Annotated in this window: 12 protein-coding genes; 9 read left to right on the top strand and 3 right to left on the bottom strand. The window is 63.0% G+C overall.

The window, feature by feature from the left end; all coding sequences use genetic code 11:
• Positions 1-90: 90 nt before the first annotated feature.
• The 5 genes from aspS to SPHS8_RS09210 all read left to right on the top strand — a co-directional run bounded on the left by aspS (position 91) and on the right by SPHS8_RS09210 (position 5926).
• The gene (gene aspS, locus SPHS8_RS09230; RefSeq protein ID WP_201515495.1) at positions 91-1875 is read left to right on the top strand and encodes an aspartate--tRNA ligase; all 1785 of its coding nucleotides are present in this window, start codon (positions 91-93) and stop codon (positions 1873-1875) included.
• 155 nt (positions 1876-2030) lie between these two features.
• Entirely contained in the window at positions 2031-2825 is a 795-nt protein-coding gene (locus tag SPHS8_RS09225) for a polyphosphate kinase 2 family protein (RefSeq protein WP_201515250.1), read from the top strand.
• A 72-nt stretch (positions 2826-2897) separates the two neighbouring features.
• The gene (locus SPHS8_RS09220; RefSeq protein ID WP_201515249.1) at positions 2898-4217 is read left to right on the top strand and encodes a methyl-accepting chemotaxis protein; all 1320 of its coding nucleotides are present in this window, start codon (positions 2898-2900) and stop codon (positions 4215-4217) included.
• Positions 4218-4299: 82 nt separating this feature from the next.
• Positions 4300-4485, top strand: a complete 186-nt coding sequence (locus SPHS8_RS09215; RefSeq protein WP_097090720.1) for a hypothetical protein — start codon at positions 4300-4302, stop codon at positions 4483-4485.
• A gap of 91 nt (positions 4486-4576) precedes the next feature.
• On the top strand, positions 4577-5926 hold the full coding sequence (locus SPHS8_RS09210; RefSeq protein ID WP_201515248.1) for a S41 family peptidase: 1350 nt from the start codon (positions 4577-4579) through the stop codon (positions 5924-5926).
• A 189-nt stretch (positions 5927-6115) separates the two neighbouring features.
• Here SPHS8_RS09210 and SPHS8_RS09205 read toward each other — a convergent pair whose 3' ends face one another.
• From SPHS8_RS09205 to SPHS8_RS09195, 3 genes are all read right to left on the bottom strand, one after another.
• On the bottom strand, positions 6116-6799 hold the full coding sequence (locus SPHS8_RS09205; protein ID WP_201515247.1) for a hypothetical protein: 684 nt from the start codon (positions 6797-6799) through the stop codon (positions 6116-6118).
• 307 nt (positions 6800-7106) lie between these two features.
• A complete protein-coding gene (gene greB / locus SPHS8_RS09200; protein WP_201515246.1) occupies positions 7107-7589 on the bottom strand; it encodes a transcription elongation factor GreB in 483 nt (160 codons plus the stop codon).
• A gap of 86 nt (positions 7590-7675) precedes the next feature.
• Positions 7676-9715 (bottom strand): lytic transglycosylase domain-containing protein, encoded by a 2040-nt coding sequence (locus tag SPHS8_RS09195; protein WP_201515494.1) that lies wholly within the window; start codon positions 9713-9715, stop codon positions 7676-7678.
• Positions 9716-9869: 154 nt separating this feature from the next.
• On the opposite strand from SPHS8_RS09195, the gene dapA reads away from it, so the two are divergent.
• The 4 genes from dapA to SPHS8_RS09175 are packed head-to-tail and all read left to right on the top strand — an operon-like array spanning position 9870 to position 14369.
• Entirely contained in the window at positions 9870-10748 is an 879-nt protein-coding gene (dapA, locus tag SPHS8_RS09190) for a 4-hydroxy-tetrahydrodipicolinate synthase (protein ID WP_097090723.1), read from the top strand.
• 46 nt (positions 10749-10794) lie between these two features.
• Positions 10795-11277 carry an SsrA-binding protein SmpB gene (gene smpB, locus SPHS8_RS09185; RefSeq protein ID WP_201515245.1) on the top strand — a complete coding sequence of 161 codons (483 nt, stop codon included), beginning with the start codon at positions 10795-10797 and terminating at the stop codon, positions 11275-11277.
• Positions 11277-11885, top strand: coding sequence for a DUF2062 domain-containing protein (locus SPHS8_RS09180; protein WP_236575055.1), 609 nt, complete (start codon positions 11277-11279; stop codon positions 11883-11885). The genes smpB and SPHS8_RS09180 overlap by 1 nt, the downstream gene beginning before the upstream one ends.
• Positions 11886-11930: 45 nt before the next feature.
• Complete coding sequence (locus tag SPHS8_RS09175) at positions 11931-14369, top strand: hybrid sensor histidine kinase/response regulator (RefSeq protein WP_201515244.1); 2439 nt, start codon at positions 11931-11933, stop codon at positions 14367-14369.
• The last annotated feature ends 62 nt before the right edge of the window (positions 14370-14431 follow it).

Raw genomic sequence — 14431 nt, 5'->3', positions numbered from 1 at the left:
ACGGGCTCGTCAATGCTTGACAAGACCGCCCATAGCGGGGCTGCGGCACTTTGTCATTTCCGTAAAACGAAGCTGAAAGATACAATCGCCATGCACGCCTATCGCACTCATACTTGCGGCGCTCTTACCTCGGCCGAAGTCGGCAATGAGGTGCGCGTGTCCGGATGGGTGCATCGCAAGCGCGATCATGGCGACCTGGTCTTCATCGACCTGCGCGATCATTATGGCATGGTGCAGATCGTCACCGAGGTCGATGGACCCGTCTTCAAGGTGATCGAATCTCTGCGCGCCGAAAGCGTCGTGACGGTGACCGGCAAGGTCGTGGCGCGTGCGCCCGAAGCGGTGAACCCGAACCTGCCGACGGGTGAGATCGAAATCCGCGCGCTGGATGCGGTGCTGCTGTCTGCTGCCGCTGATTTGCCCCTGCCGGTGGCTGGCGAGCAGGAATATCCCGAGGATATCCGCCTGCGCTACCGCTTCCTCGACCTGCGGCGCGAGACGCTGCACGGCAATATCGTCAAGCGGACCAAGATCATTTCCGACATGCGCCGCCGCATGGAAGGGGCGGGCTTCACCGAATATTCGACGCCGATCCTGACGGCGAGCAGCCCGGAAGGCGCGCGCGACTTTCTGGTGCCGAGCCGTATTCATCCGGGCAAATTCTACGCCCTGCCGCAGGCGCCGCAGCAATATAAGCAGCTGCTGATGGTCGCGGGCTTCGACCGCTATTTCCAGATCGCGCCCTGCTTCCGCGACGAAGACCCCCGCGCTGACCGCCTACCGGGCGAGTTCTACCAGCTTGATCTGGAAATGAGCTTCGTCACGCAGGAAGATGTGTGGAACACGATGGAGCCGGTGATCGCCCAGGTGTTCGAGCAATTTGCCGAGGGCAAACCGGTGACGCCCGCAGGCAGCTTCCCGCGCATTCCTCATGACGAGGCGATCCTGAAATATGGGTCGGACAAGCCGGACCTGCGCAACCCCATCCTGATCCAGGACGTCACCGAGCATTTCCATGGCTCGGGCTTTGGCATTTTCGCCTCGCTGGTTGAGAGCGGCAGCGTCATTCGCGCGATCCCGGCGCCGGGCGCGGGCGCGGGTAGCCGGAAATTCTTCGACGACATGAACAATTGGGCGCGGGGCGAAGGTTATTCGGGCCTTGGCTATATCAACATCAAGGATGGCGTCCCCGGCGGCCCCATCGCCAAGAATCATGGCGAAGAGCGGACGGCGAAGTTGATCGAGGCGCTGGGCCTCGGCCCCAATGATGGCGTGTTCTTTGCCGCGGGCAAGGAGGCCCAAGCGGCCAAGCTCGCGGGCCTTGCCCGTATTCGCGTGGGCGAGCAGCTGGACCTCATCGACAAGGACCGGTTTGAACTGTGCTGGATCGTCGATTTCCCCTTCTACGAATATGACGAGGAATCGAAGTCGGTCGATTTTGCGCACAACCCCTTCTCCATGCCGCAGGGCGGGATGGACGCGCTGGAGCATCAGGACCCGCTGACGATCAAGGCCTATCAGTATGACATGGTCTGCAACGGTTATGAGATTGCTTCGGGATCGATCCGGAATCAGTCGCCGGAGCTGATGGTGAAGGCCTTCGAGAAGGTCGGCCTGTCGCAGCAGGATGTTGAGGAGCGCTTCGGCGGACTCTACCGCGCCTTCCAATATGGCGCGCCGCCGCATGGCGGCATGGCCGCTGGTGTCGATCGCATCGTGATGCTGCTGTGCGGGGCGCAGAATTTGCGCGAGGTGACGCTGTTCCCCATGAACCAGCGTGCCGAGGACCTGCTGATGGGCGCGCCCAGCGCAGCGGAGTTCAAGCAGCTGCGCGAATTGCATGTCCGGGTGGTTGAGCCGCAGGCGAAGGGTTAATCCCTACCGTCATCCCAGCGGAAGCTGGGATCTCGGTCGAGATCGCACTTCACCTCCTGAGATCCCAGCGTACGCTGGGATGACGGCGCATGGGCAGGGAGATTTGACTTTTCGCGGCCTGAGGCGTTGCTTCCTTCTGAGCGAAGGAGAAGCGCATGGCGATTGACCTTGCCGACTATGAGAAGGGCAAGCCGTTCAAGGGCGACTATGAGGCCGAACTCGACAAGCTGCAGGAGCGGCTGGCGAAGATTCAGGTTGCCCATGTGATCCATGATCGTCGGTCGGTCATTCTGTTCGAAGGATGGGACGCGGCGGGGAAGGGCGGCATCATCAAGCGCATGACCGCGCAATGGGACCCCCGCTATTATCGAGTGTGGCCGATCGCGGCTCCTACAGCGGAAGAATGCGACCATCATTTCCTGTGGCGCTTCTGGACGCGGCTGCCCGCAGGCCGGAACATCGCGGTGTTCGATCGCAGCTGGTATGGCCGGGTGCTGGTGGAGCGGGTGGAAGGCCTCTGTTCCAAAGGCGAATGGAAGCGCGCCTATGACGAGATCAACGCCTTTGAAAAGCAGCAGGCGGACGCGGGCACGAACATCATCAAGCTGTTCGTGCATATCACGCAGGAGACTCAGGACGAGCAGCTGGCGCAGCGGCTCGACACGCCGTGGAAGCGGTGGAAGACCGGCGCGGACGATTATCGCAACCGGGCGCGGCGTGGCGATTATCTCGATGCGATGCACGACATGTTCGAGAAGACCGACGGCAAATATGGGCGCTGGCAGATTATCGACAATAATGATCGCAAGGCGGGCCGCATTGATGCGCTCCGATATGTGGCGAAGACGCTGGAGAAGCTGGTGCCGATGGACTTTCCGGAAGCGGACCCGAAGGTGGTGCAGCTGGCAAGGCAGGCATTCGGGTATGAGCTTGGACGAAAATCCCAATAAAACAGTGACTTGTCATAAAACTGTCATCAAAACCTAACTGCTCATTTACCATTGGGGCGCTACCAGCGGCGCATGTACGCGCCCATGATGCTCGAACCTTCGCCAAGCCTGCCCCAGGGGCAGGGACTGCCATTCGTCATGGCGAGCCCCTTCATCCGTCTGGGGCGGCCGCTGAGCGAGGCGGTGGAGCAGTTTCAGCAGAACCCGTCGCTGCGCATCCTGCCTGTGCTAGATGACGCGGATCGGCCAAGGGGCGCGATCTATGAGCGGGACATGCGGCGCATATTGTTCAATCCGTTCGGCCATGCACTGCTGCGCAATCCGAGTTTTGGCGGGCGGCTCGACGATCATGTGCGGCCCTGCGCATCGGTGGAACGGAGCGCGACGATCGAGATGCTGATCGACCTTTATGCGGCGCAGGGGCAGAAGTGCGAAGGGCTGATCGTGGTGGAGGGCGGCTGCTATGCGGGCATGGTCGGCGGGCAATTGCTGCTGAAGCTTGCGGCGGAACGCGATGCCCGCGTGGCGGTGGCGCGGGCGGAGCGGCTGGAACGGGTGACGCGGGAAAGCGGCCGGTTTAGCGACGACATAGCGACGCTGATCGCGGATCTGGTGGCCATGGCTGATATGCTGTCCCGGCTGGCGAGCGACGCGGCGGAACGGGCGGCGGATAATGGACAGGCGGCAGCGGGCATGGCGGTGGCGGCGGCACAGACCGCCGATAATCTCACCGGCATTGCTGGATCGGCCAATGACCTTGGCCTGCTGTTCCAATCGATCGAGGGGGAAGTGCGGCAGGCGGGCGCCGCGATCAAGGCTGCGGTCGAGCAGACGCGGCTGGGATCGGCGCAGACCGAGCAGTTGCGGGTGCAGGCCGATGGCATTGGCGAGGTGACGGCGCTGATCGACGCCGTGGCGCGGGCGACGGCCACCCTGGCGCTGAACGCAGGCATAGAAGCCGCGCGGGCTGGGGAGGCGGGGCAGGGCTTTGCCGTAGTCGCTCGCGAGGTGAAGCTGCTCGCGGGGCAGACGCGGGAGGCGGCGGCCGAAATCGCCAGCCGGATCGAGCATATCCGCTCGACGGTGGGCCATGTCGCGCAGGGGCATGGGCTGATGGGATCAGCGATCGAGAAAGCGGACCGGCTTTCCACATCTTTGTTCGACGCGGTCGCCCGCCATGGCGCCTTCAGCCGGGGCATTGCGGCGAGCATGGCCGAGGCGGGCGAATCCAGCGACCATGTGCGGGTGAGCGCCAGCCAGATCAGCAACAATGCGAGCGCGGCGGTCGACGGGGCGCGCGCCATGCGGGAGGCCGCGGGTCAACTCGCCGCGGAGGCGCAGCGGCTGGATGCCCGCGCCAGCCTGTTCATCGAGGCGATCCGTCCCGGCTGACGCGTCAGGCTGAGGCGAAAATGGCTGGCGCATAGCGGAAATGCGGCTAACCTCTCCATCCAACCAGAAGGAGAGGAAAGCCATGCTCGTGATGTTCGTGGGCGCCGACCGGACCGAAACCGCCATCAACGCCGCGCAGGTCACCTTCGTATCTTCGGTCACGGAAGGCACCCGCATCCGCTTTGGCGAAGGACGCAGCGTCACCGTGGTCGAACCCATCGCGCAGGTGATGGAGGATCTCAACCAGGCACTACGGCCGCACGAATAGCGTTACGCCGGACGCGCGGCCTCACCGATGTTTTGCGTCTGCCTGAGAACCTCCCTATACTGATGGCTTGATGCCAGGACTCAGGACAGCAATGAAATCCAATTTCTTCCGGGGCGCCGTTGCCCTTGGTGCGCTCGCGCTCATCCCCGCCACCACGGCCGCGCTCGCGGACGGGGAAGCGAGCAGCTACAAGGCGCTCGACGAGTTCATGGACGTCTTCCAGAAAGTCCGCAGCGACTATGTCGAGAAGGTGGATGACGAAAAGCTGATCAAGGGCGCGATCGACGGCATGCTTGCCAGCCTCGACCCGCATTCAAGTTTCCTTGACGCGCGCGATTTCCAGAATCTGCGCACCCAGACCGAGGGCAGCTATGGCGGCCTGGGCCTGTCGGTCACGCAGGAGGATGGCGCGGTCAAGGTGATCGCGCCGACGCAGGATACTCCCGCCTGGCGCGCGGGGATCAAGGCGGGCGATTATATCACCCATCTGGACGGGCAGCTCATCTATGGCGGCACGCTGGACGAAGCGGTCGACAAGATGCGCGGCGCACCGGGCACGTCGATCAAGCTGACCATCGTGCGCGCGGGCCGCGACAAACCGATCGACGTGACGCTGACCCGCGAGATCATTCAGCTGAAGCCGGTGAAGTGGGAGGTGAAGAACGGCATTGGCGTGATCAACATCGTCAGCTTCTCCGCCAACACCGGCGCCGATCTGCGGCAGGCGATCCGCAGCATCGACAAGAGCCTTGGCCATAAGCCGACCGGCTATATCCTCGACCTGCGCTCCAATCCCGGCGGACTGCTGGACGAAGCCGTGTCGGTGAGCGACGCATTCCTGGAACGCGGCGAGATCGTGTCGCAGCGTGGCCGCAACAAGGGCGATGTCGAGCGCTATTATGCCAAGCCCGGTGACGATGCGAAGGGATTGCCGATCATCGTCCTGGTCGATGCGGGCTCTGCTTCAGCGTCGGAGATCGTCGCTGGCGCGCTTCAGGACCAGCACCGTGCGCTGGTGATGGGCGAGCGCAGCTTCGGCAAGGGCAGCGTGCAGACGATGCTGCCGCTGACCAATACGACGGCGCTCAAGCTGACGACGGCGCGCTATTATACGCCGTCCGGGCGATCTGTGCAGGAAGGCGGGATCGAGCCTGATGTGCGCGTACCCCAGCTGTCCGACCCCGATTACAAGAACCGCCCGAAGTTCCGCGAAAGCGACCTGCGCCGTCACCTGATCAACGAGATTAAGACGGACAATGCCGCGCTGGAGGAAGACACGAAGGAAGACCCCCGCTTCGCCATGACGGCGGAGGAGCTGAAGAAGAAGGGGATCGAGGATTTCCAGCTGGACTATGCGCTGAAGACGATCGCACGGCTGGCGGCAAAGCCGGGCGCGGTGGTCGCGCAGGCGCAGCCGGTGGGGAAGAAGGTTGTGCGGTGAGGGGGCGGGCTGAGGACGGCTTTCGGTGACCCCCGGCGTTCCGCCCTTCGTCATGCCAGCGTAAGCTGGCATCTTTCTCGATTGGGCAGAAACTCTCCTGAGATCCCAGCTTTCGCTGGGATGACGGGTATGGGTGGCTTCCCGTCAGTCAGCTTTCCGGCAGCGAGTGTAGGAAAGCCGCCATACCGATTAGATTGGCTTAGTTATGATGGCCGCACCGCGCGCCTGTTGCTGTCCTTCTACAAACGCCGTTTCATAGATGCCTGTCCATTCCTTTAGCATTTCAGGCGATGTGCCACTTGCATCGAGGTTTTGGCTCTGCTTGTTATGCACTTTGTCCCAGAACTTCATTGTGATCGGCCCTTTGGAGCCAACGGCCGATGCTACGGACTGGACGACCGAATGAAGGTTTTCTGTGGAGGGAGGTGCGTTGTCTGTGCCGGACCGCTGTAGATAAGCTAGCCAGCCGATCGATTCCTTGTAACGCTGAGAGGCATCAACGACGCGGAAATGGGTGCGACTGGAGCCTTCAACTTTAGGGAGCCTGTTCCGGACTTCTTGAAGAAAACCACTACCGAAGCCCAATAGCGCATACTGTTGAGCGGGCTGTCGCGCTGCTAGATCATCATTAACATCGACACTCATCGCGGTGTATTCGGTATAACCGACATAGCCTTCCGGTCGGCCTGGAAAAATCTCGAAGCTGTCACTTGCCACTGAAGCGAGTTGGATTGGCCATTTCGATTGCGGATTGCCCGTGACGCTGCGAACATCAGGACGCCTCGAAATTGCAAGACGCTTATAGACCGCCGTTAGAGCCAAGGCGACGATGATGGTCGATATTCCGAGAAAGTCGTGGCGGAAGAGGGCCATGCGCACGATCCCGAATCCTCCCGACAGGATGATAGCGAAGAGAATAAGCGCAGGGAGCCTTGGTTGAGTATTCATCCATCACGTTTATTCGGCGGTAGCCACCGACACAAGCGCACCGCCCCGTCCTTCAAAGTCTGTTTCGGAGTGTCGAAATTTAGCTACTGAATGACTGGCTTTGGTCGCTTACAGACCCTTCTAAGGGATCATATGACGGAACGGTCGTAGCGACGCTGGGGTCTCCGGGCTGATGTTCTACCTGTTGCATGAGATCCCGGCCTTCGCTGGGACGACAGGCATTTGGACGTGCTCACTCCGGGTAGCTGATCTCCATCACCTCATATTCCTTCTCCCCGGCAGGGAGCATGACGCGGCGCAGGTCGCCTATCACCGCGTTGCGCAGGGCGCGGGCGATTGGGGAGTTCCAGCCGATCCGGCCTGCACTGGCGTCGGCTTCGTCATTGCCGACGATGGTGACGGTGCGGTGATTGTCGTCTTCGTCAGCGATCGTGACGGTCGCGCCGAAAAAGACGCGGGTCTTGTCGGGCTGTTGACGCGGGTCGATGACCTTGGCGTCCTTCATCTTCTTGGACAGGCGGCGGAGTTGGCTGTCAATTTCGCGCATGCGCTTGCGGCCGTAGAGATAGTCACCATTTTCGCTGCGGTCGCCATTGCCTGCCGCCCAGCTGACGATCTCCACGATGCGGGGCCGCTCCTGCCCAAGCAGCTGATCATATTCGGCGCGCAGCTTCGCGAAGCCTTCGGGCGAGATATAGTTGGGATGAGCGGTCATGACGGGACATCTTTATCCATTCGGGTCGAGCTTGTCGAAGTCCCTCTGGATACGACAGGCTCAACCCGGTAGGAGAATGAGAAGCGTCAGCCCGGCGTCTGCTTGCCGAGATATTTGGACAGCGGCGTGTTCGATCCGCGAAAGCGCGCGCGTTCCGGGTTCATCGCTTCATACACCACCGCATTTTCAAGCACGCGCTGCACATAGTTGCGCGTTTCGAAAATCGGGATCTGCTCGATCCAGCGCAACATGTCGGCGCCCGGCAGGCGCGGATCGCCATTGGCCCTGATCCAGCGGTTCACATTGCCGGGCCCTGCATTATAGGCCGCGACCGCCAGCGGATAGCTGCCGCCATAATAGTCGAGCATCCGCTGGAAATAGGATGAGCCCAGCATGATGTTGTAGCTGGGATCGTTGAGGGAGCCGGGGTCGTAGCCAAGGCCGAGCTTGCCCGCCTGCTCGCGCGCGGTGCCGGGCATCAGCTGCATGAGGCCGCGTGCGCCCGCATGGCTGACGATCTGGCGGTCGAACTGGCTTTCCTGACGGGCGATGGCGTGGACCATCGTCCAGTTGGACTGTGCGGTAGACGGCACTGGCACACGGGGAAAAGCGCTCTCGCCATAGCCGGTGAGGCCGCTCGAAACCGCGCGGCGGCCGACCATCACGCCCATGTCCGGCCTGCCGATGCTCTTGGCGAGTTCTGCGGCGAGATAATGGTCGCTGTCGCTGTCGGCATTATTGGCGATCGCGCGGGCGAATTTGCTCTGATCCTCCCAATAGCCCATTTGCCCGAGCGCCTTCACCGCACGGACCACGGAGCGATTGTTGAAGGCGGTGCGATCAGCGGCAGAGATTTCCACCGGCCGTTCGACGGCGGCGGGCGCAGGCACCGGTTTCCCGACGCGTTCCAGGGCGAGCTGACCATAAAATTGGTCGGGGAATACCGACGCTTGGGCAAAATAGCTGTTCGCGGTGCTTTTATCCCCTGCGGCCAGTGCTGCGCGCCCGGCCCAATAATAGCCCTTGGATTGGGTCTGGGGAGATTTGGCAGCCGTGGCGTAGCTGCGGAACATCACCGCTGCGTCGGATGGACGATTGAGATTGTAGAAGGCGGTCGAGCCCGCCAGCCAGGCAAGGCTGGTATAGTCATCACGCTCGCCGATCGGGCGGCTGGAGACGTCGGTGCCGGGCGCGTAGGCGTCGTCGAGCTTGCTGGCGATGCCATAGGCGAAGCTCCACTGGCTGTCGTTGGCGGCGGCGCGGGCCTGTCCCAGTAGGACCTCATACCATTTTTCGGCATTGCCCGGACGGAAGGTCAGCTGCGGGCGATTGGCGAGATATTGACGGGCGGCGACCCAATTGCCGGTGTTCATCAGCCATGTGGCCTTGTCCGCGACGAAGCCTGCGTCGGAGACGCCGATGGCTTCTGCGGCCTGCATCCGGACAGCCGCGTCCGGCGCTTTCCGGCGGAATGCCATGCGTGCTTCATAGACCGGCCGCCGCGATGGCGTGACATAGGCGAGCATCCGCTGCGCACCGGCAATGTCATTGCCCCACAGCAGCATGTCGGCGCGCTGGTCGTGATCCGCGCTTGTCCAGCCCGAGCCGAACATCGAAAGCAATCTTGCTTCATCGTCCGGCGAAAGCGTTCCGCCGATCCAGGCGCTGCGCGCGGCGATGCGGGCTTCGGCCGCCCGGCCCATCTGCATCAGCGCCAGCGCATGTCGGGCATGGCCCGTGGCGGTCCGGGCCGGGAAGCGCGCGAAGAAGGCCGTCACCTGACGCGGATCATAGCTGTTGGGGTTAATGCCGGTTTCCGCCAGCCGCCGCATCCGGTCCTCCCCCGGCCAGCCGGGATTGGCGAGGATGAAGCTGGCATAGGAGGAGAAGCCCAGACCATCGCTTTGCTGCAAGGCGCGCCACTGGCTGATCGTCGCGGAGATCGATGGATCGGACGCAACGCCGATTCGGCTGCTGACCTGATTCCAGGGCGACGGCTGAGACGAGGGCCGAGTCTGGGCAGGCAGTTGCTGGACTACTGCGCCCGGCGGATAGGGCGATGCTGTTGGTGTTTCGGTCTGGGCGCTGGCGCCGGCGGTAAAAAGAAGAAGAGCGATCAAGGGCATGCGGACCATTGCTGTTTCGGGGCGGCGAGTTGACAGCCTACTGGACATCATCGCAATTCCATCCTTATCAGGCCCTGAATGACGCGCTATAGCGCCCCGTCGCCTTGAGGCGACAATGTGCCCCGGAATGCCGGTGAATTGAAGGAGTTTGTTGATGTTTTCCGGGTCGATTCCGGCACTGATCACCCCTTTCCGCGATGGAGCCGTGGATGAGGCGGCTTTTCGCGCGCTGGTGGACTGGCAGATCGAGGAGGGAAGCAGCGCGCTCGTACCGTGCGGCACCACCGGGGAAAGCGCGACCATGACGGTCGAGGAGCATAATCGCGTCGTCGCCATCTGCGTCGATCAGGCGGCGGGCCGGGTGCCTGTGATCGCGGGCTGCGGCTCCAACGACACGCGAATCGCGCTGGAGCATATGTTTGCAGCCCAAGCCGCAGGCGCTGACGCCGCGCTGGTGGTCGCGCCCTATTATAACAAGCCCAACCAGGAAGGCGTCTATCAGCATTTCGCCTATCTGGCCGAACGCTGCCAGCTGCCGATCGTCCTCTATAATGTGCCGAGCCGCACGATTACCGATATCGGTGTGCCGGTGATCCACCGCTTGTCCGAAGAATATCAGACGATCGTGGGCATCAAGGACGCTACCGGGAATCTGGGGCGGGTCACCGCGCAGCGGCTCGCGTGCCGCGATGATTTCTGCCAGCTGTCCGGCAATGACGAAACCGCTTTGGGATTCAACGCCATGGGGGGCAGGGGCTGCATCTCCGTCACGGCCAATGTCGCGCCGCGCCTGTGCGCGCAGTTCCAGGCTGCGTGCGCGTCAGGCGATTGGGCCGGTGCGCTGGCGCTGCAGGACCGGCTCTACCCGCTGCATGACGCGCTGTTCAGCGATTCTTCACCTGGGCCAGTCAAATATGCGCTTAATCGGGTGCGGCCCGACATGCCCGGCGAGCTTCGCCTGCCGATCACCTGGCCTTCGGAACCGAGCCGAGCCGCCGTCGATCGCGCTTTGGAAATTGCGGGTCTCGTCTGAAAGGGGCTGCGGCCCTATATGGTGAAGTGAGTTAGTTAAGAGAGCCATGGCCCGCCCCCGTCCCGAACTGTTCGACAAGAAGAAGATCGTCGCCGAGAACCGGCGCGCGCGCTTCGAATATTTTCTGGAGGACGTGTTCGAAGCGGGCATCGCCCTGCAGGGGACGGAGGTGAAGTCGCTTCGCTTCGGTGAGGGCAACATCGCCGAAAGCTATGCCGAGGTGAAGGGCAATCAGGTGTGGCTGGTCAACAGCAACATCCCCGAATTCAGCCACGGCAACCGCTATAATCATGAACCCAAGCGGCCCCGCAAGCTGTTGCTGCACGAGCGGGAGATCGCCCGCATGCACGGCGCGGTGGAGCGCAAGGGGATGACGCTCGTTCCCTTGAGCGTCTATTTCAACAGCCGCGGCAAGGCAAAGGTCGAGCTGGCGCTCGCCAAGGGCAAGAAAACGCACGACAAGCGCGACACCATCAAGGAACGCGACTGGAAGCGCGATCAGCAGCGCATCATGAAGGCGCATCGCTGATGGGGCCCAAGGCGAGCATGGGCCGTCTGGCCCGCTGGTGGCACGCCAATGCTCCGACCCGGGAGTCGATGGAGGAAAATCGCTTCATCGCGCCAGTCGCGCACCGGGTGCTGGAACCGTCGCTGTGGCGCTTTACCCGCCGGTCGGTGCCGCGTGGCGTCGCGCTGGGGCTGCTCGTCGGCATCTTTCTGCTGATCCCCGGCGTGCAGATTGCGGGCGCGGCGCTGCTGGCGCTGCCGTTCCGGGCCAATATCCCGATCGCGGCGGCGATGACATTCCTGTCCAATCCCGCCACCACGCCGCTGTTCCTGATGGCGTCGGTCTATATCGGTAATTGGCTGCTTGGCCGCAGCGCCGATGCTTCGGGCTTCATGGCGCTGGTCGACAAGCATGCATCGATACGCGAATGGTGCGCCTGGCTCTTTTCCGAAGCGGCGCCCGCCATGCTGTTCGGCCTCGCCCTTATTTCCATCGCCTTTGCAGTCGTGGGTTATTTTCTGGCCGACTGGTTCTGGCGCCACAGGATGGGCCGGAAATGGCATGCGCGTAAATTGAGGATTGGCAAGGCACCCGAAAGCAGCGCATTGGAAGAAGTCGCCCGCGTCTGACGCCGGGTAGAATAGTCCAGGCGTTTTCAGGGGGAAGGCCGGCCGATGGCCTCGCGTATCAAAAGGGATGGGAAAGCGTGGACGGGCGAACGCCCTTCCCGGCTGGCCCTGCCGCTGCTGATACTGGCTGCGCTGCTGTCCGCGATCCTGGTCATTTTCGCGAGCGGCAATGCGGCGGTCGGCGCTGGTTTCGGCGCCATGATCCTGGCCGCCGCCGCGCTGCTCAGCTGGTATCGCCGCCTCTTTCCCGAAGAAGCCGCTGACCTTGACGCGGTGCCGGACTGGACGGTCGCGCGGGCCGCGGCGGACGCGTCGAGCATGGCGATCGCGGTCACTGATCGTGCCGGGCAGCTCGTTTGCGCGAGCGACCTGTTCGGGGAATGGTTTCCCGGATTTCCAACGCCCCCCAACATCACGGCCGAAACGGGGCTGGCCGAAAGCCTTGCCGATGCCGCGCGCGGGGCCTGGCGCGACGGCGAAGCGCGGGTGGAAGGCATGGCGCAGGGCGCGCTACGGCTGGACGTCGATATCAGCCGCACGGGCCGGTCGGAAGATTATCTGCTGTGGCGCTTTACCCCTGTACGCCAGCCCAACGCGCTGGATGACGTGCATCGGCTGCTGACGGGCGATGCCGGGCGGCAGATGGGTGAGGCCGGGATCATGGCGGTCATGATCGGGGGGGAAGGGCGCATCCGCTCGGCCAATGGCGCTTTCCTGCTGCGCGCGGCGGGGCGGATCGACGCCAACATCACCGGGCGCGATTTTGCGGCCCATATGCGGGTCGATGACAAGGGACGGCTGTTCCTGGCGCGGGAAGAGTCGGGCGGGTTGCCGCTGCGGCTGTTGCAGGTGCCCTTGCGCCGGGCGACGCAGCCGGGCGGCTATCAGGGGAGCGGGCAGGGCGGAGGGCAGGACGGCCCGATGCTCCTGCTGCTCATCGACGAGCCTGCGGGCAGCGCGGGCGGCACCTCGGCGCTTTCCTATATCGAAACGCTGCTGTCGCTGCTGCCCTTTGGCCTGGCGATGGCGGATCGCGACGGGCGCATCCTGTTCCTGAACGGCGCCTTTTCCCGTGCCGTGGGGCTGAAGCGGAGCGAGAAGCCGAGCTATCCGGGCGACCTTGTCGTGCGCGAGGATCAGGCGGCCGTCGCTGATGCCGTGCGCCGCTTTGCCGTGGGGCCGCAAATGTCCGGCGACATTGCGATCAGGCTGCGGAACGAACCGGAGGAGCCGACCGCGTTGAGCCTCGCGGGCGTCCGTGGATTGGGCGAGGCGGCGGTGCTGCTGAGCCTCAAGGACAATAGCGAGGAAAGCAAGCTCAAGCGGCAGGTCGCGCAAGCGACGAAGATGCAGGCGATCGGCCAGCTGGCTGGCGGCGTCGCGCATGATTTCAACAATATCCTGACCGCCATCATCGGCCATTGCGACCTGATGCTGATGCGCCATACGCCGGGCGACAGCGACTATGACGATATTCAGCAGATCAAGTCGAACAGCAATCGCGCAGCCGGGCTGACGCGCCAGCTGCTCGCTTTTTCACGGCAACAGACGCTGCGGCCGCAGGTGCTGCAACTGCCCGACATCGTTGCCGATGTCTCCAACCTTCTGAAGCGCCTGCTGGGCGAGAGCGTCAAGCTGGAGGTCAGCCATGGCCGCAACCTGGGCGCGGTGCGCGCGGACCCGGGTCAGTTGGAGCAGGTGATCGTGAACCTGGCGGTCAATGCCCGCGACGCCATGCCCGAAGGCGGCATCCTCAATATCCAGACCTATGCGGTTCCGGCGGGCAAGGTGCGCGAGATGCGGCAGGAAATATTGCCAGCCGCCGACTATACCGCGCTGCGCGTATCCGACACCGGGCTCGGCATTCCGCCCGACATTCTTTCCAAGATCTTCGAACCCTTCTTCACGACCAAGGAATTGGGCAAGGGCACCGGGCTGGGCCTGTCGACGGTCTATGGCATCGTCAAGCAATCGGGCGGCTACATCTTTGCCGAATCCGAACTCGGGCGGGGCGCGAGCTTCGTCATCTACCTGCCCGTCTATCAGGGCGCGGACATGGAGCAGGCGATCCCCGCAAAGGCGCCGATCAAGCGCAGCGAGACATGGGGCACCGGCACCGTGCTGCTGGTCGAGGATGAGGATATGGTCCGCGCCGTTGCCGAACGCGCGCTGTCGCGGCAGGGCTACAAGGTGCTGACCGCCCATGACGGCGAGCAGGGGCTGGAGGTGCTGGCAGGCGGCGAGCAGATCGACCTGCTGATTTCCGATGTGGTCATGCCCAATATGGACGGCCCGTCCATGGTTGCGCGCGCGCGGGATACGCATCCTGACCTTCCGGTATTGTTCATGTCGGGCTATGCCGAGGAACAACTGCGCAAGTCCATCGACCTTGCCAATGTCGCCTTCCTGCCAAAACCCTTTTCCGTCAGCCAGTTGGCAGAGGCCGCGCGTGATGCCTTGGCGATGCGGCCCACGGCTGAATGAACTTCTTGAACGATCAAGCGTTTATACTGGTCCGCGCGTCGATGATAAGATAGCGAGCGTGA

Source organism: Sphingobium sp. S6, assembly GCF_905120495.1.
Lineage (GTDB): Bacteria > Pseudomonadota > Alphaproteobacteria > Sphingomonadales > Sphingomonadaceae > Sphingobium > Sphingobium agri.
This window is presented reverse-complemented; position numbering and strand designations above follow the sequence as displayed.

Bases quoted from the DNA above. Each gene is read 5' to 3' on its own strand.
- SPHS8_RS09210 (WP_201515248.1), top strand. From the start codon at position 4,577: ATGAAATCCAATTTCTTCCGGGGCGCCGTTGCCCTTGGTGCGCTCGCG.
- SPHS8_RS09175 (WP_201515244.1), top strand. From the start codon at position 11,931: ATGGCCTCGCGTATCAAAAGGGATGGGAAAGCGTGGACGGGCGAACGC.
- aspS (WP_201515495.1), top strand. From the start codon at position 91: ATGCACGCCTATCGCACTCATACTTGCGGCGCTCTTACCTCGGCCGAA.
- SPHS8_RS09205 (WP_201515247.1), bottom strand. From the start codon at position 6,799: ATGGCCCTCTTCCGCCACGACTTTCTCGGAATATCGACCATCATCGTC.
- SPHS8_RS09195 (WP_201515494.1), bottom strand. From the start codon at position 9,715: ATGCCCTTGATCGCTCTTCTTCTTTTTACCGCCGGCGCCAGCGCCCAG.
- SPHS8_RS09220 (WP_201515249.1), top strand. From the start codon at position 2,898: ATGTACGCGCCCATGATGCTCGAACCTTCGCCAAGCCTGCCCCAGGGG.
- greB (WP_201515246.1), bottom strand. From the start codon at position 7,589: ATGACCGCTCATCCCAACTATATCTCGCCCGAAGGCTTCGCGAAGCTG.
- smpB (WP_201515245.1), top strand. From the start codon at position 10,795: ATGGCCCGCCCCCGTCCCGAACTGTTCGACAAGAAGAAGATCGTCGCC.
- dapA (WP_097090723.1), top strand. From the start codon at position 9,870: ATGTTTTCCGGGTCGATTCCGGCACTGATCACCCCTTTCCGCGATGGA.
- SPHS8_RS09215 (WP_097090720.1), top strand. From the start codon at position 4,300: ATGCTCGTGATGTTCGTGGGCGCCGACCGGACCGAAACCGCCATCAAC.
- SPHS8_RS09225 (WP_201515250.1), top strand. From the start codon at position 2,031: ATGGCGATTGACCTTGCCGACTATGAGAAGGGCAAGCCGTTCAAGGGC.
- SPHS8_RS09180 (WP_236575055.1), top strand. From the start codon at position 11,277: ATGGGGCCCAAGGCGAGCATGGGCCGTCTGGCCCGCTGGTGGCACGCC.